Origin of the sequence: Rhodopila sp. (assembly GCF_965277165.1) — a bacterium.
GTDB lineage: Bacteria > Pseudomonadota > Alphaproteobacteria > Acetobacterales > Acetobacteraceae > Rhodopila.
Map to the genome: position 1 here is coordinate 502,204 of NZ_CBDICE010000005.1, position 24,948 is coordinate 527,151.

Here is a 24,948-nt window from a genome sequence, read left to right on the forward strand (position 1 = left end):
TGGTTCGCCCTAAGCTGGGGTCTTCGAAAATGGCCGGATCCCTCGATGCCAGCTACCTCGCCAACTCCCGATACGCTGCAACATGATTGGAAAATGCTCTAGCAGCCGATACATCAGGACCGCCCGGTGCAGCGCCTCTTTCAATCGGCCCTAGCGCTGCGCGGTTTCCAGCAACAACAGCAGGTCGGCCGCTGTCACGAACCGCGTCTTGATCCCGGCCCGTGTCGCAAGATACCCCAGGCTGATGGCGATATGGGTCTTTCCCACACCCGACGGCCCCAGCAGGATCACGTTCTCCGCGCGCTCGATGAAGCTCAGCCCGGCGAGCTACTGGACCTGCTGTTTCGGCGCGCCGACTGCGAACGCGAAGTCGAACTGGTCCAACGTCTTGATTGCCGGGAAGCCTGCCACACGCGACAGCATCGTACGAGCCCGCGCGCGCCTCGTATCCAATTCACTGCGCAGCACCGTCTCCAGGAAGTCCGTGAAAGTCGCCTCGCTCTTGGCGGCTTTCTCCGCAGCAGCCGGATAGTCCGCTGCTGCACCGCTCAGTCGAAGCTCCAGGCAGAGATGCGATAGCCGCTCATGTTGCAGGTTCATTGCATCGCCTGCGGCACCAGCAAGCTCTTGTAGACGCTCAATGGGTGCTGGATGGTCGGCACAACCGGATGCGGCTTGAGCATGTTGACGTTAGACGCAACAAGCTGCACCTGGCCTTGCCAGATATCCGCCAACGGCAAAAACCCGCGCTGGTAACGCGCTCCGTTGTGCCATGTAGCCGCGCATTGGCCGAGGCGCGCAGCCATTTGCGCGCTTCCACATTCGCCGTCGCCACATCCACCTTGAGACCAAGCGGACGCAACCGGCTGTCCAACGGCACCCAGAACTATGGCGCAGATAATGAACGAAGCGTTCGACCTTGCCTTTGGTCTGCGCCCGGTAGGGACGGCACAGCCGCGGGATGAAGCCATGGTGGTGGGCGAAGTCGCGGAGCCCAGGCTGAAGCCGATCCTGGCCCGGACCGTAGGTCTCCCGCCCAATCACCACGGAGGTTTGCAAGACCGCCTCAGCTCACCTAGTCAAGGAAAAAACGCGGGTGGAGCCCCCGACGAAATCGCAGGCCTCGCCCGCAACGCATAACGAAATTGCTGCGACATGGCGATCATGCCCACGGACCGTCAGGCTGTCGCGGGTCAGCTGCAGGTCGATCGACTGTCCGCGGTAGCGGATGCGCATGTCCAGGTTTTCCATTTCGGGCGGCAATTCCGGATTAAGTCTCAGAACGCCGCCCTTCGCTTCAATGCCAGTGGAGACTCGTTGTATCAGGTCGACGGTGCCTGCCATCGCCCCAAGGTGAACACCCTCCGCAGTTGTGCCCTGCTGGATATCCATTACATCGCTTTGCAACGCATCAGTAAAGAATGTCATCGAACGCGGACGGTCCGAACGCGCCAGAACCCAGGCAAATACGACACGGCACAATGTAGAGCCCTGGGATGTCCGTGCGGCATAATATGTGACGCTTTTCGGGATGCTGTCATAGCTGAACGGGTAGTCCAACCGCGTGAGCAGCTCCGCGAGTTCCTCGGCGGAAAACAGGTAGAACAACATCAATACGTCGGCCTGCTTCGACAGCTTATAGCGATTGGGACTGTCATTCTCCGATTCGAGAATCAGGTCGAGACGCTGTATATTGCTGTAGCGGGTCCGATAGTCGTCCCAGTCGAGTTCGCGCAGAGTATTATAGCCGTCGAACTGGCTGATGACCCCGTCATCGTGAAACGGCACATACATCCGGCGGCTGATGTCGTCCCATCGGGCGACCTCTTCCGGTGATATGCAGAGGCGCTCTGTCAGTTCACCGCAACGCACGGCGGAGAGCAGATCAAGCACCTCTTTTGCCCGGCACAGCACCCAAACCGCCATCACGTTGGTATAGGCATTGTTGTTGATGCCAGGCATCGCCGCATCAGCGTAGCCATCGTGGAATTCGTCAGGACCCATTACGCCGCGGATCTCGTAGCGCCCGCGGTGCTCATTGAAGCTTGCCATGCTCGACCAGAAGCGGGCGATCTCAAGGATCAGCTCGGCGCCGTAGAATTGGAGGAATTCAATATCTTCCGTGACCTGGAAATACTGCCACACGTTGTATGCGATGGCGCTTCCAACGTGGCGCTGGAGATGGGAATTATCTGGCACCCAGCGTTGCGAACGAGGGTTCATGTTGAGCGGCTCGGTTTCCTCTGTTCCATCGCTGCCGCTCTGCCAGGGAAACATGGCACCGTTGTAGCCGGCGCTTTTGGCCGCGGCGCGCGCTTCGCCGAGCCGCCGGAAACGGTATGTCAGCAGTGCCCGGGTGATTTCGGGAACGCGATGGTTGAAAAATGGAAAAATGAAGAGCTTATCCCAGAAAATATGGCCCTGGTAAGCCTCGCCGGTCCAACCGCGCGCCGGGATGCCGATATCGAGACCGATGGAATGCACCGATACAGTCTGGAGCAAATGAAACATGTTCAAGTGAAGCAACATCGGGACGTTCAGCGTGAACCCGGGGTCAGCAGGTTGGATGCCCACGTCGAAGCGCTGCCATAAATTTGCCCAGCTTGCCACGTGGTTTGCCTTCGTCGCTTCAAAGCGCTCGGCAAGCGCCATGGCTCGGTGCGCCGCAAACCCACATTCAGAGATCCCATAGTCGCGTGATGTATAAAGATAGGCCAGCTTCTCCAACGACAATTCCTGTCCCTGGATAAGGTCGACTTCCAGCTCTTGGCCGACATAGCTGGTTTCTTTCGTGACGGCGCGCCGGCTTTCGAGAAGCTTGCCGTCGAGGAAGGCTTGCATTCGCACCACCTGCGCAATCCGAATATCGGACTGGCAGGTGCGCACCAGCATGTAAATGGCATCGTTGCCGACGACCTCGCCGGCCATTGGCTCCAGGTGCTTGCCATTGAATTCCCGGTAGAGCTTCGCCCCCGCATTGACCACCCGCCCATCGATGGCGGACCGGACGGTAACCCGGCCGGACCAATTCTCGGCCGTCAACGTCATCTCCAGAGCACCCAGGTGCATGTCGGCCATTGAGACGAGCCGTTGCTCCTTTAACAGCGTCCGCCGGCCTTGCGTATCTCCGAAACGGACGGTCCGCAGCAACAGACCGCGCCGCAAATCCAGTTCCTGGCGATAGGACAGCAGCGTCGCTGTCTTCTCGTCAAACCAGTCCTGATCGGCGATCCGAAAGCTTAGTGCGAGCCAGTTGGGGAGGTTGACGAGTTCCTCGTTTTCGACAGTCCGTCCCGCGATATCGGTCCGTAGCCGGTTATAACCGCCGGCAAGATAGGTGCCGGGATAGTGGGTGCCGTCGGCCGTGGCCCAAACCGCGGCCGCGCGGGTTGCAAAATATCCGTTGCCCAGGGTGCAGAGCGCTTCGCGAATACCCTCGCGCGACGGGTCGTAGCCATCGAAGACGAGCGACCAAGGCCCCTCTGTCACCCCCAACTGTGCAAGTTGTTTCATCACAACTCCGGCGCCGGTTTGATGAAGCGCATTTGCGTCAGACTCGGCGCGCACGGGTCGCCGCCTCGCCAGCCGCGAGTTCGATGATTTTGGCCGTGATCTCCTCCTTCGATCTGATTCCGCGCTGCCGCCATCGCTTCCATGCGGGCCTCATTTTCCGCCGCAAAGCTGCTGAGGGCCGCTTCGCAAAGCAATGCGTGCAGGTAATCCGCCGTGAGCGTGCGCAGGAGTGCGGCAGGCCTCAGGTTTAGCAGTAGCTCATCCAGCACGATCTAGCCGTCGGCGATGGAGATGAGGTTGGTCGGAATGTAGGCGCTTAGGTTACCCGCCTCGGTCTCGGCGATAGGCAGGGCCGTCACGGGCCGCCACCCGTGTCTTTCGAAAGCTTCGCCGCGTGTTCCAGCAGCCGATAGCGTTAGTGCCCGATACCTCTTTCGTGCGGCCGTGCGCCCGCGAGTAATTACGTCAGATGCGTTCATCGTGCATTGCTCGTCACGCTGATTGCCATCGCTATTAAGTCGCCCGACATACTCTCCGAGATGCTCTGCCTCGCGCTCACCCCGACGCTCGGCGCGGGTTGCGCAGTTGTCTGCTTCCGAGGGGCGCGCGTCGGTTGCCCCGAGCCGTATTCGTGCGTGATCTGCGACCGCAGCGGCCGACGGGCCGGGGGCGCAATGGCACGTTCGGCGGTGAGTTCGCGGTAGATCCCGACATAATCGCTGGCCATTCGGCGCGCCGAGAAGCGCTGTTTGAATCGGGTTCGGACGAGCGCCCGAGAGAGCTGCCCCAGTTGGCCGACGGCTGCGATGGCCTCGCTCTCGTTGTCAACGATGAATCCTGTCAGACCTTCGTCGACGAGCTCGGGTGCGGAACCGCGATTGAAGGCGATCACCGGAGTGCCACATGCCATGGCTTCGATCATCGCCAGACCAAACGGCTCTGGCCAGTCGATCGGCATGAGAAGGCCGATCGCAGCTGACAGGAAAGCGGGCTTCTCCGCGTCCGAGATCTCGCCGACCATCTCGACACCGCCCTGCGCTGTCGCCACCGCTGCAAAACTGAGCCATTCCACCGGTTGAAAACTGAGCCACCTGTTTAGTGTAGCTCGCTTTGCCGGAGGGGACCGTGGTTCTGGCGGAGGGCGCGATGGAGATAAGGATATTGCATCGACAGGGCTTAAGTGTGCGGGCGATATCGCGGCGCACCGGCCATGCGCGCAACACGGTCGAACGTCACCTCAGGTGTGAAGGCGTTCCGGCCTATGGGGTCCGTCCGGGGGTGCCAAGCAAGCTAGATGCTTACAAGGGATTTGTTGTGGAGCGAGTGACGGCGGCCCAGCCTCAACGGCTGCCTGGGACAGTTCTGCTGGGTGAGTTACGTTCCCGAGGCTACACCGGCGGTATCACCATTTTACGCGAGCATCTGGCGACCCTGCGCCCGGCGGTCGCGGCCGAGCCAATTGTGCGGTTCGAGACCAAGCCGGGCCGACAGATGCAGGTGGATTGGGCGGTGATCCGGCGCGGTGCGGATTCACTTTCGGTGTTTGTCGCCGTGCTGGGCCACAGCCGGATGGCCTACGCCCAGTTCGCCACCGACGAGCGGCTGGAGACGTTGATGTCCTGTCACGAGGCAGCGTTCGCGTTCTTCGGCGGCACACCACTGGAGGTGCTCTACGACAACATGCGCACCGTGGTGATTGGTCGGGACGCCTACGGACCGGGCCAGCATCGGCTTCAACCCGGGTTCCGCGACTTCGCCCACCATCATGGTTTCATCCCGCGACTGTGCCGCCCCTACAGGGCCCAGACCAAAGGCAAGGTCGAACGCTTCATTCATTATCTGCGTCATAGTTTCTGGGTGCCGTTGGACAGCCGATTGCGCCCGCTTGGTCTCCAGGTGGATGTGGCGACGGCGAATGTGGAAGTGCGCAAATGGCTGCGCGATACGGCCAATACGCGGCTGCATGGCACAACGGAGCGTGTTCCGGCAGAATTGCTTGTTGAGGACCAGCGCGGATTTTTGCCGTTGGCGGGTATTTGGCAAGGCGAGGTGCAGCGTGTTGCGTCTGGCGTCAACACACTCAAGCCGCATCCGGCTGTGCCGACCATCCAACACCCGTTGAGCGTCTACGAAAGCTTGCTGGTGCCGCAGGCGGTGCAATGAACCTGCAACATGAGCGACTATCGCATCTCTGCCTGGAGCTTCGACTGAGCGGTGTCGCAGCGGACTATCCGGCTGCTGCGGAGAAAGCTGCCAAGAGCGAGGCGACTTTCACGGACTTCCTGGAGACGGTGCTGCGCAGTGAATGGGACACGCGGCGTGCGCGGGCTCGTACCATGCTGTCGCGTGTGGCAGGCTTCCCGGCGATCAAGACGCTCGACCAGTTCGACTTCGAATTTGCCGTTGGTGCACCGAAACAGCAGATCCAGCAGCTCGCCGGGCTGAGCTTCATCGAGCGTGCGGAGAACGTGATCCTGCTGGGGCCGTCGGGTGTGGGAAAGACCCATATCGCCATCAGCCTGGGGTATCTTGCAACACAGGCTGGAATCAAGACGCGGTTCGTGACGGCGGCTGACCTGGTGTTGGTGCTGGAAACCGCGCAGCGCCAAGGCCGGTTGAAAGAGGCGCTGCACCGGGCAGTCTCGATGTATCGGCTGCTCGTCATCGATGAGATCGGCTACCTGCCGTTGTCGCGGGATCAGGCAAATCTGCTGTTCCAGGTGGTTGCCAAACGCTATGAGCGCGGATCAATTGTGCTGACCTCGAACCTGACGTTTGGCAGTTGGGATCAGGCGCTGGCCGGTGATGCCGTGCTGACCGCGGCGATGCTCGACAGATTGATGCACCATGCCACCGTCGTGCAGATCGGTGGCGACAGCTACCGGCTGCGAGACAAGAGAAAGGGCGGCGTGATGCCGAAAGCGAACCCCGCCCCTTCAGCGTAACACACTGGCTCAGTTTCCCCTCGGTGCTTCACGCCAAAGGTGGCTCAGTTTTCGACCGGCGTTGACAGCGCAATCATTGGGAGAATGACTGTGTCGAAGTAGAGCTGGTCAGCCTTGCTAACCTTTGCCGCGATCTTGAGTGGGATACCAGCCGCACGGGCGATGCGGATTGCGCGATCGGGACCCTTATCGGGAGCGATCCGACCTAGGAAGGCCAGGTAAGCGGGCTTGATGTGCAGCTGGGGGGTCAGCAGGTCGGTCGGCAGTCCATGATGCACAGTCCGCGTGTAGTGCGCCCGGGGCAGTCCGCGGCGTTGGCTATCGGAGATGCTCACGACGGGCACATCCGGGAAGCGATCAAAGATTATCTGGATTTCCGGAAGATCGAGCCGGCCGTGCAGGGTTGTCAGAAACGGCGTGCTCTGTCGGGTGAAGACGCTGAATGGCCAATAGTCCATATGGAAGTGAATGACATCGAACTCGATGGCACGTTGCCGGACCCGCTCCATCAACAGCATAGGAGGCGCGGTTGTATCGCGGATAGTCGGGTCAAGTCGCAAGCCGCGCGGCCATACCGGAACAAGGTCCGCGGTGGTCTCGGAATCACCACTGGCGAACAGCGTCACCTGATGCCCAAGTGCCACCAGTTCTTCGGTTAGGAAGGATACGACCCGCTCGGTGCCGCCATAGAGCTTCGGTGGAACAGCCTCGTAAAGCGGCGCAACTTGGGTAATAAGCATTAAGCCGCCTTCCGTGTCGTGGGTGGCCGTGACAATGAATATTGGCCCACTTGTGCTGACGAATTTTGGCCCACCCCCGGTGTCTTCGACCTGCTGAGCCGGGCCGAGGCCCGGCTATCAGGTCGGCGTCATTTCTCGCTCCTTCCCATCATGATTTGGCGGCCTTGCGTTGTGCCGAGGTGCGGCGGAACCGGTAGGAGTCGGCGCCAGTGGGGATGATGTGCGCCTGGTCCGTCAGCCGATCGATCAACGCCTTGCACAGCCGCGGATTGGGAATGACCTGCGACCACTCGGAGAACGGCAGGTTGGTGGTCACGATCACCGCCGCCTTTTCTGCTCGGTCGGCGATCACCTGGAACATCAGCTCGCACGCGGTCTCGGCCAGTGGCACGTAACCCAGTTCGTCGATGCAGATCAGGTCGAGCCGTTCCCACCGACCCAGCGCGCGGCTGAGTTGGCTGGCGTGCGCCGCCTCGGCCAGTTCGTTGATCAGCGCCGTCGCGGTGGTGAACCGCACGCGTCGCCGCTGGCGGCACGCCGCCACGCACAACCCGGTCGCCAGATGGGTTTTTCCGGTACCGGCCTCGCCGACCAGCAAGATCGGCTCCGCCTTGGTCACGTAATCGCCCTCAGCCAGCGTGCGCAGTTGCGCGGCCGAGACGCCGGAGCGGTCGAACTCGAACCCATCCAGCGTCTTCATCCGCGGCAGCTTCGCCTCATGCAACAGCCGGGCGATAGAGCGGCTCTCGCGCTCCTCCATCTCGGCCGCCAGCAACGCCTCAAGGTAGCCCAGATGGGATTGTCCCTCGCGGATGGCGGCATCTGCCAGGCGAGAGAACTGTGTGCCGATTGTCGGCATCCGCAGCGCCTTGCAGTGCTGCCGGATGGCCTGTTCCTGAAGCTCGGCCATCATGCGGTCCCCGCGCACCGAGCCGACAGCAGCGTGTCGTAGTCAGCGAGATTAGGCAGCGGCCGGTCGTAACGGGCCAACGCACCGACATCGATCGGCTCGGGCTTGGCCTTGTGCAGCCCTGCTTCGGTCAGCAGATACCGCACCGCCGCCACGTCACAGGCCCCCAGTGACACCGTGACGGCGACTGCCGTGCGCAGCCGGTCGTGGCCAAACTCTTGGCCCAGCGCCAGCACAGCCACCATGGCGCGGGTGCCGTTTTGCTTGCCGTGCCGCCCTTGCAGACGGGTCCAGAGCTCGTCATAGCAGCCAGGCCAGCGACCCGCCTCGCGCCATTGCGCCAACGGTTTCGATCCCGCCAACGCGCCCGGCTTGTGGCTCAGCACGTCGAGGTAATGCTCAAGGTCAAGGACATGCTGGCGGCGGCTGTGACAGCGTTCATGACGGGCAATCAGGCGCCCAGCGTGCCAAATCTCGACATGCAGCGGACGGATGCGTGCTTCCACACGGGTCCCTGCGCGGACCGGCACCGAGTAGAAGTTGGTCTTCACCGTCACGCAGCCTTGCTTGTCGGTAAGCGGGAACACGATCTCGGCGAGGTCGAGGCCTTCGGTTGCGCACAACAGCAGATGGCCACGCTCGACCGCCATTGCCGCACCGATCGTCTCGCTGCGCCCGGTGAGAACCCGAGCCTCGTCGGCACGACAGGCCGCCACCAGCATGGTGTTGAGCGCATCGAGATCGGCGACATGCGGCACCGGCACCAGATGGTTACGCCGGAAATAACCACCTTCCCCTTCAATGCCGCCCTTTTCGTGGCCTTCACCAGGCGTGCAGAATTCGGCAGCGAACCGCCAATGCGAGCGGAATGCCATGAACCGCACCGTCTCCTCTCGCCGGTAGCCGCGCAGGATCTTGCGCACCGCGCTGGCTAGGTTGTCGTAGCGCAGCAAAGGAAAAACGCCGCCGAAATAAGCGAAGGCGTGCTCATGTGCTTCCAGGAACGCCTGCTGGGTCGCATGCAGGTAGGCCCGGTGAAACGCCGCCCCGCTGGCCATCGAGCGCATGGCAAACACCTGGACCTTGGTCCGCTGATCGCCGAGATCGACCCAGGCTTCATACCAGTCGACCTGAGCTTCCTGAGCCCAACTGTAATTTTGCGGCACGAACGTCTCCCACCGCAGCAATCCGATCTGGTGTTTGCGCTCGCGGACATGGTTGCGCACCGTCGACTCAGCGACCGTGGCGTCCGGGAATTCCGTCAGGATCCGGCGATAAAGCCGCCGCGCCGTGTGACGCTGCTTGCGCGGCGCGTGGCGATCCTCGTCCAGCACCTTGTCGATGAAGGCCGCCACCGCACCAAGCTTCGGCTTGGTCCTGGATGGGTAGTGATGCTTCGGCGGCAGCGCGCTGCCGATCGCCTGGCGCACAACGCGCCGATGCACACCGAACTTCGCGGCAACACCCGCGATCGTGCCGATCCCAAACTCATGCTCGCGACGAAGCTGTTCGAACAAATCCACTTTGGCTCTCCGGTCCACTCCAGGTCCCCCGATCCAATCGGGGCGACCCTAGGTTGAGGGGCCGGGGGTGGGCCAAAATTCGCCAGCACTGCTGGGCCAGAATTCGATAGCAGAGCCAGGCTGGCGGCGGCGTTGGACGCGCCCTGTGACGCCTGCATGGCGAGTCAGCCTTCAGGGAAGCCAAGATCGACCACTGCTCTCCACTTGCACGAAATGACCGCGATACAGCAGGTTCGGAAACTACTTAGCTTGTTTTGGATGCTGTCTCGCGTTGCCCAAATAAGCGAGCAGCGGAACGTGGCACCGCTGTAATCGCCAGATTACGGCGACGAGTTCCAGTGAGCGATGACCGGCACCCCGGGGTGGCTCGGATTGAACGCAAGAACGCTGAATGACGCCGTACCGAGCTGAAAGTGTTGACCGTTGACCACCGGAAGTCCGATCCAGCGGACCGCTAGGCTGCAGCAAAACTGCCCGTGAGAGAACACCACGATGTTGCCGCTGAGCGAGCGAAGCCGCGTGATGAGGCGATCGGCACGGCTCGAAACATCGTCGGCGGTCTCGCCGCCGGGGCAACCATCGCGATACACCGTCCAGCCGGGCCGTTCCTTGCGGATATCCACGGAGAGCCGGCCCTCATAGTCGCCGTAGTCCCATTCGGCTAGGTCAGGTTCGATCTCGGCCGCCTGTCCTAGCCCGGCCAGCGTGCAGGTCTGCCGGGCACGCTGTGCCGGGCTGGTAAGTACGTGATCTAATCGAATGGCCCGTAGCGCCGGCTCGAGCGACCGCGCCTCATCCTCGCCGCGGGCGGTCAAGGCAACGTCAGTGCGCCCGGTGTGCTGCCCGGACAGAGACCATTCTGTCTCGCCATGTCGAACAAGATAGATCTTGGCGTGACTGGGGTTGGCCGGTTGCTGAACGTGCGTCATCTGCGCTCCGGCATTTTTTGGTCTACGAGGCCTTTTGGAAGGCCAAATCTTCTTCCATTGAATCGCAATATTCACCGCGAAGCGCCGCACAGTTGCAACAGGCGCGGTACTGCAGGGCATGCTGCGCCGCAGTGAAGTTGGCTTCCTGCCCGCGCCAGACGTCCAAAGCCGGCTGCTGGAGGGCCCGGGCGAAGGAGAACACCAGCGGCCAAGGAACGCGCTCAGGCGTAGCCCCGACGTTGATGGCGTTCAGCCGCGCCGATGCCAGTCTGGCCGACTGACCACCTGACAGGAAAGCGATGCCCGCGACAGCGGCGGCAACGCTCCGCTTGAGGCACTCCACGGTCGCCTCGGCTACCTCCTGCACGGTCTCCTGCTTGGAACACTCGAAACCGGGGAGTATCATGTTCGGCTTCAGAACCACTGCTTCCAGCGCGACGTTCTGATGGTGCAGCGCGTCGAACACGATCCGGAGCACGTCATCGGTGACCACCGTTGTATCGTGTGGTCGCCCTCCATCACCACCTCCGGCTCGACAAGTGGCACCAATCCGGCTTCCTGGCACAATGCTGCGTACCGGGCCAGCGCATCCGCGTTCGCCGCGATGCATCCCCGGCTGGGTTGGCCGCCGCTCAGACCGATCACGGCGCGCCACTTCGCGAAGCGCGCACCCATGCTGGAATACTCCTGCAGACGGCCGCGCAATCCGTCTAGACCCTCGGTTACTTTTTCGCCCGGATGCAGCGCCAGGTGCTTCGCCCCGAGGTCAACCTTGATCCCGGGGATGATGCCAGCGTCTACGAGCCGCTTGACGAAAAGCGTTCCCCGGCGATCACACTGGCGGATCGTTTCGTCGTACAGGATGACGCCGCTTACGCAATTGCCGAGTCCAAAAGTCGTGACGAGCAACTCGCGGTAGGTGTGTGCCGTGCCTCGACGGTTTGGGGAATTCCTACCTCGGCAAACCGCCTGTCGCAGGTCGGTATGCTTTCGTCCATCGCGAGCAGGCCCTTGCACGGTGGCGACGAGCGCCTGCGCGGTCGCGATGAGATCGTCTGAGTTCATGGCGACTCCCCCCACATCCAATTACGGATTTCGGGCAGATCCTCGCCGTGCTTATCGATGTAGTGCTTGTGCTCGATGAGCTTGTCCTGCATCAGTTGCTTCAGGTAGGCCGCCTTGGTACCAAGGCCGGGCAGGCAGTCAACGACATCCTGAACTAGATGAAACCGGTCGAGATCGTTCTGCACCCGCATGTCGAACGCGGTCGTAATCGTTCCCTCTTCCTTGTAGCCGTGGACGTGCAGGTTGCGGTTCGTCCGCTGGTAGGTCAGGCGGTGGACCAGCCCAGGATAGCCGTGGAAGCCGAAGATGATGTGCTTGTCCGTCGTGAACAGCGCGTCGTAATCGGTCTCACTCAGGCCGTGCGGGTGCTCGCATTCCGGCTGCAGCCGCATGAGATCGACGACATTGATCACCCGGATCTTGAGCGCCGGGAGATGTTTCCTAAGGATCGAAACGGCCGCCAGGACCTCCAGCGTCGGCGTGTCGCCGCAGCAGGCCATGACAACATCCGGTTCCTCGTTCTGGTCGTTGCTCGCCCACTGCCAGATCCCAAGCCCTTCGGTGCAGTGGATGACGGCTGCTTCCATCGTTAGCCATTGCGGCAGCGCGTGTTTGCCGGCAACCACCACATTGACGTAGTGCCGGCTTCGCAAGCAATGGTCGAATACCGATAGCAGGCAGTTGGCATCCGGCGGCAGATAGACGCGGACGACGTCGGCCTTCTTGTTGACTACATGGTCGAGGAAACCAGGGTCCTGGTGCGTGAACCCGTTATGATCCTGCTGCCAGACGTGAGAGGCGAGCAGGTAGTTCAGCGACGCGATGTTCCGCCGCCAGGGCAGCTCCGACGTCACCTTCAGCCACTTGGCGTGCTGGCTGAACATCGAATCGACGATACGGATGAAGGCCTCGTAGCTGTTGAACAGCCCGTGCCGGCCGGTCAGAAGATAACCTTCCAGAAAGCCTTCGCACTGGTGCTCGCTTAGCATCGAGTCGACGACCCGACCGTCGGCGGCGAGGAATTCGTCGTCGCTGGCCTCGCGTGCGTCCCACTGCCGATTGGTGACTTCGAATACCGCGCCGATCAGGTTGGATAGCGTTTCGTCAGGCCCGAAGATGCGAAAGTTTCGTTGCTCCTGGTTTTCCGTGACGACGTCGCGAAGGAACTTGCCCAGTACCGTCGTATCTCCCGCGAACACGGCGCCCGGAGAGGTTACGTCGACGGCATGGACACGGAAGTCTGGCATCCGCAGGTCACGCAGCAACAGGCCGCCATTGGCGTGCGGGTTGGCTCCCATCCGCCGGTCGCCCTTGGGCGCCAGCTCGGCTAACTCGGGGATGAGGCGACCCTGGCTGTCGAACAGTTCCTCCGCCTTGTAGCTTCTCATCCAGCTTTCGAGCTCGGCGACATGACTGGGGTGGGCGGCATCGACAAGGATTGGCACCTGGTGCGCGCGGAACGTGCCCTCCACTTTCAATCCGTCGACCACCTTCGGACCGGTCCATCCCTTGGGCGACCGCAGCACGATCATCGGCCAGTGGGGCCGGACCCGGTTCTCTCCTGACCGGGCGGTTTGCTGGATCGCCTTAATGTCCCGAATGACCCGCTCCAGTGTGTCGGCCATCGAGCGGTGCATCACCTCCGGATCATCACCTTCCACGAAATAGGGCGTCCAGCCGCATCCGCGGAAGAACTGATCCAACTCCTCGGGCTCGATGCGGGAAAGTACGGTCGGGTTGCTAATCTTGAACCCATTGAGGTGCAGGATCGGGAGCACAGCGCCATCGGTGGCAGGGTTGAGCAGCTTGTTGGACTGCCAGGCCGTCGCAAGCGGACCAGCCTCCGCCTCGCCGTCCCCGACAATGCAGGCGACGATAAGCCCGGGATTGTCGAATGCGGCGCCAAAGGCGTGACTGAGCGAATATCCGAGCTCGCCGCCCTCATGAATCGAGCCAGGTGTCGTCGGGGCGACATGGCTGGAAATGCCGCCAGGGAACGAGAATTGGGTGAAAAGCTTCTTCAGCCCGGCTTCATCCTGACTGACGTTCGGATAGATTTCGCTGTAACTACCCTCGAGATAGGTGTTCGCCACCAATGCCGGACCACCGTGGCCAGGGCCGGCGATGTAAAACATGTCGAGGTCGTATTTCTTTATCACCCGGTTCAAGTGGACATAGATGAAGTTCTGGCCCGGCGTCGTGCCCCAGTGCCCAACCACCAGCGGCTTCACGTGGGCAAGCGTCAGAGGCTCCCGCAAAAAGGGATTGTCATACAAATAGATTTGGCCAACCGACAAATAGTTGGCGGCTCGCCAGTAGCTGTCCATCAGGCGTAATTCTTCGGAAGAGATTACTATCTTCCCGCCGGTATCTGAACTCTTCTGCTCCAAAATCTCTACCGTTGGCGTGGCTGTGTCCATTTTGTGACCCCCTGGTCAATGTTGAACTTTACGCGTTGCCGCATGCCGTTGATGCCAAGTCGAGACGGCATGGGTCCTCGGTGAGAACCTCAAAGCGGAACGCAACGAGGTCGCTACGCAATAAGCCGATGGTAGACGATGGGCGGGGGTCCGCGGCAGGGTCGGAAATTACTCATTCCGCCGGGGAGTCAGGCACCCGGGCTATCAGGCTACCCAGGCAGTCTGGCGATTTCTGGCCAATGGGTAATTGTCGCGATCTCGCTGTTAGGCCGCCTGGCCTTGCTCAGCCGCGCCCTTGGGGAACGGCACTTGCCAACCGTGGCCGATTCAGTGTGACAGCAGTGTGCAACAGTCCGCCCGAAGCAAAAGGTCTCGCGTGACACCGCCTAGCGCCCATTCGCGCAGGCGGCTGTGGCCGTACGCGCCAGCGACAATGAGATCGGCACCCTCCGCGTGGGCAAGAGCGTTGAGTTGATGAGCGTCGTCGTCCGTCGACCGGGAAGCAAGGGTCTCGGCAGCGATGCCGTGACCGTTCAACCAGTGTGCCACATCCGTCAGGCGCTCGCGTGCCTCGGCCAGGTCCTCATCGGCGGCGATCTCGATGACGGTCACGTGCTTGGCTCGCTTCATCAACGGTACGGCGTCCAGCGCTGCTCGGCGAGTCTCGCGGGTGTCCTTCCAGCCCAACACGACGCGCTCCAACGAAGCGCGAACCGGAGCCTTGGGTGCCACCAGCACCGGGCGGCCCGATTGCATAACGAGTTCACTCGCAGTCAGGCGCGTCGAGTCCGCCCGGTTGCGCGACGGCATACCGGTCAGCAGCAGGTCGGCACGGCGCGCCTGTTTCACGACGTAATCGGAGGGCGGTTCGAACGACACGCGGGAACGCCACTGGATATTGGGCACATTGACGGAGTCGCGAAACTCCGCCTCCGCAAGCCCCAATTCCTTGTCGATCTCTTCGCGTTCGTCGTCGATGAGCTCTGGCGAGACATAGCAGCCGTCGGCGTAAACGATCTGCATCGGCTGGCGCGCGGCGATGCCGATCACCGCAGCGCCGAATCGTTTCGCAAGCTCGTTGGTTACTCCAAGCAGGCCCGAGTTGGACTGTCCGAGCTCCAGGTTTACCATCAATGTCGAGTAGGTCACTCTGCCTCTCCTGATCGAAATGCTCAGCCACCACCCAATCTGGCAGCTGATGGTTCAGGCGATGGCGATGTCGTTTTCCACAGCCGTGACGCCAGGCGCGGCCCATGCAGTGCCCGCCGCTGTCTGCCGGTTATGCGGCGAATGAACCGTTCCGGTCAGGTGTACATGGCCGCCCTCGGCGCTAACCCTCACGTTGTTTTCGTCGAAGAACCATGAACGGTGAAGGGCATGCGTGATGTCGTCGCTGAGGTTCGAGGTGTTTACTTTCGGCCTGACCATGATCTGGTTGGACAGACCTATGGCGCCGAGCAGGTGGCGGACATCCTGCCCCGCGGCATCTTTCTGGAAGTACCAGTCCGTCTTCCCGGTCAGTGTGAGCCATCCTTTTTCGACCTTGACCGCGACGCTGTCACGCGGGATCGAGGTGTTCCAGACGAGACGTTCGACCGCCGCCGCCGCGATATCGTCGTCGCCCCGTTTGCGGTCGAACGGGAGACGAACCTCGAACTCCTCCGCCACGGCCTTGACGCCCCGGACTCGTCCTGCCGCCACCACGGCGACATGCTTCTCCGAGAAGCTCTCGACTTGTCCCGTGAGTGTGACCACGCCGGCGTTTGCCGTGACACCGATATGCGCCGCGGTGACGCTGGGCTCCCAACCCAGTTCTGCGAGAACGGCTTGCTGCAGGTGATTGTCCTGTGACATTGAACTCTCCAATAGCCGAGGACGGGCGGATGCGCCGCCCGACCCATCCAGCAATTGGTAGTTTACATCCTTTGCCGTTCCCTGAAGGCAGCTTCGGAAACTACGCATGGGTCGATTTCGCGGCTGATTGACACATCGGGCTGAGTAGTTTCCGAGACTGTCACCCGCCCGATGCATTTTGCACCGGTATAGTCGAAACTGTGCTGGCTGCATGGGTCCGGCATCTCTCGATGCCGGTCCCGCGGCAGTCGGACCTCGCGCTGATCGCGACACGACCGCGGCAGGAGATAACCAATGCCACCCCGGAAGACGTAACGTGGCAGTGGAGCAACCCAGCGCGGAGCAGGCAGGCTATCCGCTGTTGACCGTGCCGCCGCCATCCGGCCTGCTCCGGCGGCTCGGTCCCGGCTTGATCACGGGGGCGGCTGACGACGACCCCAGCGGCATCGCCACCTACAGCCAGGTCGGGGCGCAGTTCGGCTATGGGCTGGCCTGGACGATGCTGTTCAGCCTGCCGTTCATGATCGTCATCCAGGAGATCAGCGGCCGCATTGGCGCCGTGACTGGCCGAGGCATCGCCGATAACCTGCGGCGGCACTACCGCCCCTGGCTTGTCCGCTCGATCGTGGCGCTGCTGCTCGTTGCGAACACCATCAACCTGGGCGCCGACCTCGGTGCGATGGGTGCCGCGGTGACATTGCTGCTGGGCGGCAATCCCAGGCTCTATACCATCGGTTTCGGGATCCTCTGCGTCGTGGCAGAGATCTTCCTGAGCTATGCGCTTTACGCGGGTTTCCTGAAGTGGCTGACTGTTTCCCTGTTTGCCTACGTGGCGGTGGTGCTCACGGCGCATGTGCCGTGGAGCCAGGCTCTTTTCGCAACGATCGTGCCCCACCTCTCGTTCGGGGCCGGGCAGGCGATGGCGCTGGTCGCCGTGCTTGGCACGACCATCAGTCCATATCTGTTTTTCTGGCAGTCGGCGCTGGAGGTGGAGGATCGACTGAAGCGCAAGGCACTCCCGTTGTGCCTGAAACCCGGCGCAGCCAAGTCGCAACTCGCGCGCATTCGGACCGACACGGCGATCGGTATGGTCGTTTCCAACCTGGTCGCCATCTTCATCATCTACGCAACCGCGGCCACGCTGAACGCAACCGGCGTCACCGACATCCAGACGTCCTCGCAGGCGGCGGAAGCGCTACGGCCAATCGCGGGAGAGTTCACCTTCGCGGTGTTCGCCGCGGGCATTGTCGGGACCGGGCTGCTCGCGGTACCAGTGCTGGCCGGGTCGGGCGCTTATGCGCTGTCGGAGGCATTCCGTTGGCGTGAGGGACTGGACCGGCGCTTGCTTCAAGCGAAGTCATTCTATGCAACGATCGCCGTCTCGACGATGGCAGGTGTCGGCTTGAACTTCACACGGTTGGACCCGGTCAAAGCGTTGTATTGGAGTGCGGTGGTCAATGGCGTGCTGGCCGCCCCGGTTATGGCCGTGATCATGTTGATCGCCGCGAACGGCCGCATCATGGGGCGCCTCACGCTGCCGGCGCCGATGCTGATCGCCGGCTGGATCGCGACGATGATCATGGCGGCCGCCAGCGTCGGGTTCTTCGTGCTGTAGGTAGCATGGGGGCAGCAGCATGGGTGAGGAAATCAAACACAAAAAGACGATCAGGCGACCTGTCCGTCAACGATCGTTCGTGTGTGACGGGCAATGACCGCTTCCTCGTCGGTCGCAATAACCAGTACGTCGATGGAGCTGTCCGACGTGCTGATGCGGTCGGCGCTGGCGGCGTTGGCGCCGGCGTCCAGACGTATGCCAAGCCAGGCAAGGCGCGCGCACACAGCCGCACGGAGGTCTGGCGCATGCTGTCCGATGCCAGCAGTGAACACCAACCCGTCCAACCCCCCAAGTGCGCTGACCAGCGCGCCTGCCTCCGTGGCGATACGGTAAGTAAACAGTTCGATCGCCTCACGCGCACAAGCGTGTTCGCTGGCAAGCAGCGTGCGTATGTCACCGCTGATGCCAGAGACACCCAGTAATCCGGAGCGATGATAGAGCATATCTTCGATTTCGGCGAAGCTGCGCCCCTGGCGACCAAGGTAAAGCAGGACGCCTGGATCGAGACTGCCGCAGCGCGTCGCCATCACCAAACCGTCAAGCGTGCTAAAGCCCATGGTCGTCGCGATGCTGCGCCCGTTCTGAAGTGCGCACAGGCTGGCGCCGGAGCCGAGGTGCGCCACGATGACCCGGCCCTTTGCCAGAGCGGGCGAGTTCTGTGCCAACCGGCCCGCGACGTACTCGTATGACAGGCCGTGGAAGCCGTAGCGGCGAATGCCAGCCGCTTCCAGTTCCCGAGGCAGACCGAACCAACGGGCAACCGAGGGGAGGGTATGGTGGAATGCGGTGTCGAAGCAGGCGACCTGCAGAAGCGCCGGTCTCGCGGCAGCCAGGACGTGAACGGGCGCAATACTGCGCGGCATATGCAGCGGATCAAGCGGGGTTAGGGCCTTGAGATCCGCCAACAGGGCGGCAGTCACCTGCGCGGGCGCAATGTGCTGGGAGCCCCCATGTACGATGCGGTGGCCAACCGCCTTCAGGCCGCCTCGTCCGAGATGACTGTCGGCAAAGACGAACAGGAATTCCAGAACGGTTGCAAAGACATCAGGGAGCCCGGCAGGCCAATGCTGGTCTTTCAGCACGTTTCCGGCGTCGTCCTGGGCCAGGAGGTGCGGCTCGTTGTCCCAACCGACGATCTCACCCCGAGCGGCGACCCGCATCCCGTCCTCGTCGGGATTGTCGACGTCAAACAGGGCGAACTTGAGGCTGGAGGAACCAGAATTGAGGATTAGGATCGAGCCTGGCACCTGCGCTAGACCTGCGTTTTCATTTCCGTATCACGATGTTTCGTCTGGCTGGCGCCATCGCTTCCGCCGGGTTCGGACCGCTGCCAGCCGGGCTATCGCCCTGGTGGGACGCCATTACTTCCTGAGGTGCCTCGAACGTGAGCTTCAAAGCGCGGACCAACTCATTCTCGCCGAACGGCTTCCGCAGAACCAATATGTTTGCAGGCATGCTTGGCGACGCCGCGCCGGTTATAAAGAAATGCCGCATTGCGGTGGTCCTGAGGATGGTCCGTATGGCGGACACGCCGCTTCCGTTAGCGAGCTGCGCGTCCACGACCATCAAATCCGGGCGATGCCGTGCCGCGGCAGCGACGGAATCGGCTTCGGTGGCCGCGGTCCCGCAGACGTCGTAACCAAGTCCAATCAGCATCTCGGCAAGCAACAGGCCGATGACCGCATCATCCTCGACCAACAGGATTCGCGGCCGCTCACAGGTCATGATCGCCACCCTGGCAGACCCGTCGGTTCGGCCGACGACGTCGTTGTTCTTCCGGCATTGATAACACTGAACATCACTCTCGCTCAGGCAGAACGCGTTCGTGACTGTGACGCTACGGTGAACAAGGAAACCGCATAAGGGTCGGAAACTACTCAGGCGATTGAGGGTAATTTTCGCGCCCGCGCCGTACCGCGGGCCCTGGACACCATGGCTCGCACGATCATGCTATCATGACCGGGCGCTCCACCACGGAGCACTTTGAAGATGAGGACGGTGTTATGCCCGCCCGCCGACCCCAACGCGCGAGCGCTTTGTCCGCACCACCTGAGCGGCAACCCATGACCGGACAGGTGACCATCGTCGGCATCGGTGCCTCGGCCGGCGGGCTGGATGCGACGTCCAGGCTGCTGGAGGCACTGCCCTCGGGCGGTGGGATGGCCTTCATCCTCGTTCAGCACCTCGATCCAGGCCACGAGAGCATGATGGTCGAGCTGCTGGCCCGGAACACCGCGATGACCGTCTGCCAGGCGACGGAGGGCATGCGGATTGAGCCCGAGCACCTGTATGTCATTCCACCTGGGACCTACCTCTCGGTCAGCAATGACGCGCTGCACCTGTCGGCGCCCCCTGCCCGGCGCGGCGCGCGCCTGCCGTTCGACTATCTGCTGCGCTCGATGGCCGATTGTTATGGCGAGCGGGCAGCGTGCGTGATCTTGTCCGGCACGGGTTCGGATGGCAGCGCCGGCTTGCTGGCGATCAAGACCGAAGGCGGCTTCGTCGTGGCGCAGGACCCGGCGGAGGCCGGCTATGAGGGCATGCCGCGTAGCGCGATCCGGACGGGCGGCGTGAACTTCGTGCTGCCGGTCGCCGATATACCCGCTGCCCTCATCGCACATCGCGCCCCAGCAAGCGGCGTGCCGGGCCGGGGCCAGGACCCACGGTCCGGCAGACACGCGGAGCGGGCGGATGCGGTGAATGACCAATTGCTGACAACGATCATCGAGCTGCTGCGGACGCAGACGATCCACGATTTCTCCTTGTACAAATCTGGTACCGTCCAGCGCCGAGTCGAACGCCGGATGGCAATGGCCGCGGTCAGGCCCGACGACATGGCGGCCTACTTGGACGTGCTGCGAGGCGATAGCGGAGAAATCGATCTCTTAGCCAAGGACCTCCTTATCAATGTGACAGGCTTTTTCCGGGACGCCATCGTCTTTGATCGCTTGGCCGAGACCATCATCCCCGACCTTGTCAAAGGGCATGATCCGGATCGGCCGCTTCGCGTTTGGGTGGCGGGTTGCAGCACCGGGGAGGAGGCTTACTCCCTCGCCATGCTGTTCATGGAGCAGATCAGCGCGGCGAAGCGCCCAATCAAACTACAGATGTTCGCGACCGACATTGACGTAGACGCAGTCGCGGCTGCCCGGGACGGCCTTTATGCGAACACGATCGAGGATTGCGTCACGCCGGAGCGGCTGAAACGCTTTTTCACGCCGGAGGAAGCGGGCTGGCGGGCAGCCCCGGACTTGCGTTCCGCGATCGTGTTCACCGTCCATGACGTGCTGACCGATCCGCCGTTTTCCCGGCTTGATCTGGTATCCTGCCGCAATTTGCTGATCTATCTGCAATCGGCCGCGCAAGCGAAAGTCATGGAGGTGTTTCACTTCGCGTTGCGGGAAGATGGCTTTCTGCTGCTTGGAAATGCCGAGACTGTCGTTGCTGCCGAAGGCCGATTTGAGGTCGCGGCCAAACACGAACGGATCTATCGCCGGATCGGGCGAAGCCAATTGATCAAATCGGGCCATTCACCCGGCTCCGGTCTCGACCGGTCAGAAGATAGCGTTCGCCACCAGGCTGTTCCGAAATCAGGTCGACTCTCGTCCCGCCCGGCTGCGGTGGCAGAGATCGGACGGCGGATGGTGATTGAGACCTACGCGCCAGCTTCGGTGCTGATCAACGCAGCCAACGAAACCGTGTTCTCCCTCGGTCCAACCGATCGCTACCTGCGGCTTTCGCCGGGCCATGCCACGCTCGAACTCCTGGCCATGGCGCGCCCGGGCCTGCGCGCGAAGCTGCGCTCGGCCGTCCAGACAGCGAGGGAGACCCGGGCCAAGGTCAGAGTCAGCGGCCGCATCAGCGGCGACGCTCAGGGTTCGTTCAACATCGAAGTGCATCCTATCCTGGAGGCGGACCAGGAGATGCTGCTCGTCTGCTTCGTCGATGCACCGCGATCAGAACTGAAGGCCGACCGGCCGTTGCCCGCCAGGCAACTTCCGCGCATTGCCGAGCTGGAGCGCGATCTCGAGGCAACCCGGACAGAATTGCAGGAGACGATACGAGCCCTCGAGCTGTCGAGTGAGGAGCAGAAGGCGACAAACGAAGAGGCATTGTCGGTCAACGAGGAGTATCAATCCACCAACGAGGAACTACTCACCTCAAAGGAAGAACTTCAATCGCTGAACGAAGAACTGACGGCGCTGAACAGCCAGTTGCAAGAGACGCTGGAACAGCAACGCACATCGGCAGACGATCTGCAGAATGTGCTTTATAGCACGAACGTCGCCACGCTGTTTCTGGATCGCGAGCTTCGCATCCGCTTCTTTACCCCCGCGACCAAAGCGCTGTTCGCTGTCATCGCAAACGATGTCGGCCGGCCCTTGGCGGACCTCGCCGCGCTCACTCACGACACTTCGCTCAACGCCGACGCTCAGACCGTCCTGGACGCGCCGGAGCCGCTGGAGCGGGAAATCGAGGCGAGGAACGGCGTTTGGTTCCGCCGCCGCATCCTGCCTTACCGCGCCCATGGCGACCGGGTCGAGGGCGTGGTGATCACGTTCACGGACATCACCGGGCGCAAGAACGTCGCCGATGCGCTGGAGGCGGCCAAGAAGCAGGCCGAGATCGCCAACGTAGCGAAGTCGCGCTTCCTTGCCGCAGCCAGTCACGACCTGCGCCAGCCGCTGCAAACCTTGGCTCTGCTTCAAGCTCTGCTGGCCAAAATCGTCGACGGAGCAAGGGCCGAGGGATTGGTCGCCCGCATGGATGATACACTCGGCGCCATGACGGCCATGCTCAACGCACTGCTCGACATCAACAAGATCGAAGCGGGCGCGGTTCAACCGGAGTTGTCGTCCTTCAAGATCAGCAGCCTATTCGATCGATTGCGTGACGAGTTCACCTACCACGCCCAGGCGAAAGGCTTGACGTTGCGTGTGTCTCCTTGCAACGCCCATGTGACGAGCGACCCGCGGCTGCTGGAGCAGATGATCCGCAACCTGCTCTCGAACGCGCTGAAATACACCGCCGAGGGCCGCATCCTGCTCGGCTGTCGTCGCCGTGGCCCTGATATCAGCGTGGAAGTCTGGGACACGGGTATTGGCATTCCGCAAGCGGAACTCGACACCATTTTTGAGGAATACCACCAGATCGGCAACGCCGCGCGGGAGAGAAGCCGCGGCTTGGGTTTAGGGCTCTCGATCGTGAAGCGGCTGGGTGAACTGCTGGACCATCGCGTCCGTGTCCGCTCGCGCCCTGGCAAGGGCTCGGGCTTTACGATCGAGGTGCCTCTGTCTGACGGCAGCAGCGCAATAGACACAATTCCGGCGCCGGCAGCCGCCGATGAGCCCCGAACCAGCAGCGGGGCGATGATCCTGGTCGTCGAAGACGATCCCGATCTGCGGGAGCTTCTGGGGCAGTTGCTGACAGGGGAGGGCCATCAGGTAACAAGCGCGCCTGATGGCCCGGCGGCGCTCGATTGCTTGGCGCGCTGCACACCCGATCTGTTGCTTGCCGATTACAACCTCCCGAATGGACCGAACGGCCTCGAACTGGTCGGTAGCATCCGGCAAGCACTTGGCCAGGACGTACCGGTGATAATTTTGACGGGCGACGTATCAATCGAGAAGTCCAGCGCTGTCGCGGGTGATAGCTGCGCTCAGCTGAACAAACCGGTTAAGCCGGCGGAACTGATGAGCGCCATCGACCACCTGCTCTCTGCAATCAGTCCGGTGGTACAGCCGATCATCCCAACCTTGGTTCCGCTCGGACGTTCGACTGTCTTCGTAGTCGATGACGACGACAACGTACGTGACGCGATCATCGCGATCCTGGAAGACGATGGCAGGGCAGCCGTGGGGTATCCGAGCAGCGAAGCATTTTTGCAGGCCTACCATCCCGGCGGCGCGGCCTGCTTGCTGATCGACGCCTATCTGCCTGGGATGGATGGCATCGGTCTGGTCGAACGGCTCCGCGCGTCCGGTGATCGCTTGCCGGCGATCATGATTACTGGCCAAAGCGACGTGCCGATGGCGGTGCGCGCCATGAAGGTGGGGGCCTCCGACTTCATCGAGAAGCCTGTCAGCCGCAGCAGCTTGCTGGCCAGCATCCGCCGGGCACTGGAGCAGTCGCGTGACGCAACGAAGCTCAGCGGCTGGCGACAGGAAGCGGCGGACCATGTGGCCGCGCTCACGTCGCGTCAGCGCCAGATCATGGCCTTGGTGCTCGCTGGCCATCCGAGCAAGAACATCGCCGCCGATCTGGGCATCAGCCAACGCACGGTGGAGAATCATCGCGCAGCGATCATGCACAAGACTGGCGCCGCCTCGCTTCCCGCTCTGGCGCGGCTGGCCATAGCAGCGGCCCCAGAGAAGGTCAGTGCTATGACCGATTTGCCGAAAGTGACAGGCTTGCCAATGTGACCTCAACGAGCGGCTGCGGAACCTGCTTGTTTGAGGGTGCGCCTCACCTGGATGCGCCTTGTGCTGACTGCAGCGTCGCCACGGCCCGCTGGATCAGGGTGTCGGGTGTTGCTCCTGGGCCGCCCGACCGCGCTGCAGCCCTTGCCTGCTGAACGAGTGCATCACCGGTCACGAGGTCCTGCAGCTGCATCACCCCTGCGGTCGGAGCCGCTGCGGCCTGACTCGTCGGTGTGTCTGCGGATCCGCTGCTATCTGTTGAGACAGTCGACGAAGCCGGCGACCCAGTTGCTCCGCTTGCATTGATAAGTGGCGGTCTCGTGTTGCATGACGCTATACTTTGGGATGCCGATGCTGTCGATCGCCACGCCGACCGCGCTCAGGCCGCCCACAACGACGGCGCCTTCCACAGCGGAGATCGCGGCGGTGGCAAGGTAGCCGAGCACCCAGCCCGCCGAAGAACCGGCCCCACATGCCGCCCAGGCAAACTGGGCGGCATGTTCTACAAATGGAGTTGCTCCGGTCCGTTGTGCCACTGAGGCGTGGCGCGACGATGCAACCCGTCCACTGCGGGCAGTTGCGCCATGCGCTTTGCGACGAACGGGATGGTGAGTGGAGCCTCTCGTGCCAGCGGGTGCTGCTCTCCGTCTATGGTCATCGCCATCTGCTCGCCAGAGGTGAGCGTCATTTTGATCGTTTTCCAGTCCCCGTCTACGCTTATCGAAATATGGCGGCCTCGCCACTGAACGCTGAACGCCAGGCTCCGCCAACCATCCGGCAGGTGTGGATCAAGGCCCAGCCCCGAATCATCCATCGTCAACCCGGCAAAGCCGAGCACCGCCATCATCCACATGCCGCCCAGGGCGGCTATATGCACGCCGCCGTCGAGGGTGGCGTGGGTATCGGCCAGATCTGCCGCCGAAGTCTGGCGGAAGAATCGCATCGCCATCTCGTCCTGGCCCAGCATGGCCGCGGTGTCAACGCCGGTCGAAAACTGAGCCACCTTTGGCGTGAA

18 protein-coding genes and 4 pseudogenes are annotated in these 24,948 nt (G+C 62.2%); 4 read left to right on the forward strand and 18 right to left on the reverse strand.

The window, feature by feature from the left end; translation table 11 throughout:
- Nucleotides 1-150: 150 nt before the first annotated feature.
- From ACQY4Y_RS02940 to ACQY4Y_RS02965, 6 genes and pseudogenes are all read right to left on the reverse strand, one after another.
- A pseudogene (locus tag ACQY4Y_RS02940) lies at nt 151-600 on the reverse strand (ATP-binding protein).
- A complete protein-coding gene (locus ACQY4Y_RS02945) occupies nt 597-806 on the reverse strand; it encodes a hypothetical protein (RefSeq protein ID WP_428490777.1) in 210 nt (69 codons plus the stop codon). Before ACQY4Y_RS02945 ends, ACQY4Y_RS02940 begins: the two are co-directional and overlap by 4 nt.
- A pseudogene (locus ACQY4Y_RS02950) lies at nt 764-1,050 on the reverse strand (IS21 family transposase); the annotation flags it as partial. The gene ACQY4Y_RS02945 and the pseudogene ACQY4Y_RS02950, both read right to left, overlap by 43 nt.
- 21 nt (nt 1,051-1,071) lie before the next feature.
- Complete coding sequence (locus ACQY4Y_RS02955) at nt 1,072-3,513, reverse strand: glycoside hydrolase family 65 protein (protein ID WP_428489067.1); 2,442 nt, start codon at nt 3,511-3,513, stop codon at nt 1,072-1,074.
- The gene (locus tag ACQY4Y_RS02960; protein ID WP_428489068.1) at nt 3,513-3,782 is read right to left on the reverse strand and encodes a hypothetical protein; all 270 of its coding nucleotides are present in this window, start codon (nt 3,780-3,782) and stop codon (nt 3,513-3,515) included. Before ACQY4Y_RS02960 ends, ACQY4Y_RS02955 begins: the two co-directional genes overlap by 1 nt.
- Before the next feature lie 206 nt (nt 3,783-3,988).
- The gene (locus tag ACQY4Y_RS02965) at nt 3,989-4,585 is read right to left on the reverse strand and encodes a glycosyltransferase (RefSeq protein ID WP_428489069.1); all 597 of its coding nucleotides are present in this window, start codon (nt 4,583-4,585) and stop codon (nt 3,989-3,991) included.
- 53 nt (nt 4,586-4,638) lie between these two features.
- On the opposite strand from ACQY4Y_RS02965, the gene istA (ACQY4Y_RS02970) reads away from it, so the two are divergent.
- Entirely contained in the window at nt 4,639-5,676 is a 1,038-nt protein-coding gene (gene istA, locus ACQY4Y_RS02970) for an IS21 family transposase (protein WP_428489070.1), read from the forward strand.
- A complete protein-coding gene (gene istB / locus ACQY4Y_RS02975; RefSeq protein WP_428489071.1) occupies nt 5,673-6,458 on the forward strand; it encodes an IS21-like element helper ATPase IstB in 786 nt (261 codons plus the stop codon). The genes istA (ACQY4Y_RS02970) and istB (ACQY4Y_RS02975) overlap by 4 nt, the downstream gene beginning before the upstream one ends.
- Before the next feature lie 71 nt (nt 6,459-6,529).
- On the opposite strand, the pseudogene ACQY4Y_RS02980 reads toward istB (ACQY4Y_RS02975), so the two are convergent.
- From ACQY4Y_RS02980 to ACQY4Y_RS03015, 8 genes and pseudogenes are all read right to left on the reverse strand, one after another.
- Nucleotides 6,530-7,198, reverse strand: a pseudogene (locus tag ACQY4Y_RS02980) (glycosyltransferase); the annotation flags it as partial.
- 148 nt (nt 7,199-7,346) lie between these two features.
- Nucleotides 7,347-8,108, reverse strand: coding sequence for an IS21-like element helper ATPase IstB (gene istB, locus ACQY4Y_RS02985; RefSeq protein ID WP_428489072.1), 762 nt, complete (start codon nt 8,106-8,108; stop codon nt 7,347-7,349).
- A complete protein-coding gene (gene istA / locus ACQY4Y_RS02990; protein ID WP_428489073.1) occupies nt 8,108-9,631 on the reverse strand; it encodes an IS21 family transposase in 1,524 nt (507 codons plus the stop codon). Before istA (ACQY4Y_RS02990) ends, istB (ACQY4Y_RS02985) begins: the two co-directional genes overlap by 1 nt.
- A 320-nt stretch (nt 9,632-9,951) precedes the next feature.
- Nucleotides 9,952-10,560: a histidine phosphatase family protein gene (locus ACQY4Y_RS02995; RefSeq protein WP_428489074.1), complete on the reverse strand. Its 609-nt coding sequence runs from the start codon at nt 10,558-10,560 to the stop codon at nt 9,952-9,954.
- A 22-nt stretch (nt 10,561-10,582) separates the two neighbouring features.
- A pseudogene (locus ACQY4Y_RS03000) lies at nt 10,583-11,625 on the reverse strand (class I fructose-bisphosphate aldolase).
- Nucleotides 11,622-14,045, reverse strand: coding sequence for a phosphoketolase family protein (locus tag ACQY4Y_RS03005; RefSeq protein ID WP_428489075.1), 2,424 nt, complete (start codon nt 14,043-14,045; stop codon nt 11,622-11,624). The pseudogene ACQY4Y_RS03000 and the gene ACQY4Y_RS03005 overlap by 4 nt, the downstream one beginning before the upstream one ends.
- 327 nt (nt 14,046-14,372) lie before the next feature.
- Nucleotides 14,373-15,194 (reverse strand): universal stress protein, encoded by an 822-nt coding sequence (locus tag ACQY4Y_RS03010; RefSeq protein ID WP_428489076.1) that lies wholly within the window; start codon nt 15,192-15,194, stop codon nt 14,373-14,375.
- Nucleotides 15,195-15,248: 54 nt separating this feature from the next.
- A complete protein-coding gene (locus ACQY4Y_RS03015) occupies nt 15,249-15,899 on the reverse strand; it encodes a BON domain-containing protein (RefSeq protein ID WP_428489077.1) in 651 nt (216 codons plus the stop codon).
- Nucleotides 15,900-16,215: 316 nt separating this feature from the next.
- Here ACQY4Y_RS03015 and ACQY4Y_RS03020 point away from each other — a divergent pair, with 316 nt between their 5' ends.
- On the forward strand, nt 16,216-17,514 hold the full coding sequence (locus tag ACQY4Y_RS03020) for an NRAMP family divalent metal transporter (RefSeq protein ID WP_428489078.1): 1,299 nt from the start codon (nt 16,216-16,218) through the stop codon (nt 17,512-17,514).
- A gap of 50 nt (nt 17,515-17,564) precedes the next feature.
- On the opposite strand, the gene ACQY4Y_RS03025 is transcribed toward ACQY4Y_RS03020, so the two are convergent.
- Together ACQY4Y_RS03025 and ACQY4Y_RS03030 are read right to left on the reverse strand one after the other, a co-directional pair.
- Nucleotides 17,565-18,761: an acetate/propionate family kinase gene (locus tag ACQY4Y_RS03025; protein ID WP_428489079.1), complete on the reverse strand. Its 1,197-nt coding sequence runs from the start codon at nt 18,759-18,761 to the stop codon at nt 17,565-17,567.
- 19 nt (nt 18,762-18,780) lie between these two features.
- Nucleotides 18,781-19,239: a response regulator gene (locus ACQY4Y_RS03030; RefSeq protein WP_428490724.1), complete on the reverse strand. Its 459-nt coding sequence runs from the start codon at nt 19,237-19,239 to the stop codon at nt 18,781-18,783.
- Nucleotides 19,240-19,577: 338 nt separating this feature from the next.
- Here ACQY4Y_RS03030 and ACQY4Y_RS03035 point away from each other — a divergent pair, with 338 nt between their 5' ends.
- The gene (locus ACQY4Y_RS03035) at nt 19,578-23,936 is read left to right on the forward strand and encodes a chemotaxis protein CheB (protein WP_428489080.1); all 4,359 of its coding nucleotides are present in this window, start codon (nt 19,578-19,580) and stop codon (nt 23,934-23,936) included.
- A 248-nt stretch (nt 23,937-24,184) separates the two neighbouring features.
- On the opposite strand, the gene ACQY4Y_RS03040 is transcribed toward ACQY4Y_RS03035, so the two are convergent.
- Nucleotides 24,185-24,379, reverse strand: a complete 195-nt coding sequence (locus ACQY4Y_RS03040) for a hypothetical protein (RefSeq protein WP_428489081.1) — start codon at nt 24,377-24,379, stop codon at nt 24,185-24,187.
- A gap of 56 nt (nt 24,380-24,435) precedes the next feature.
- A complete protein-coding gene (locus tag ACQY4Y_RS03045) occupies nt 24,436-24,900 on the reverse strand; it encodes a glycosyl hydrolase family 65 protein (protein ID WP_428489082.1) in 465 nt (154 codons plus the stop codon).
- Between the last annotated feature and the right edge of the window lie 48 nt (nt 24,901-24,948).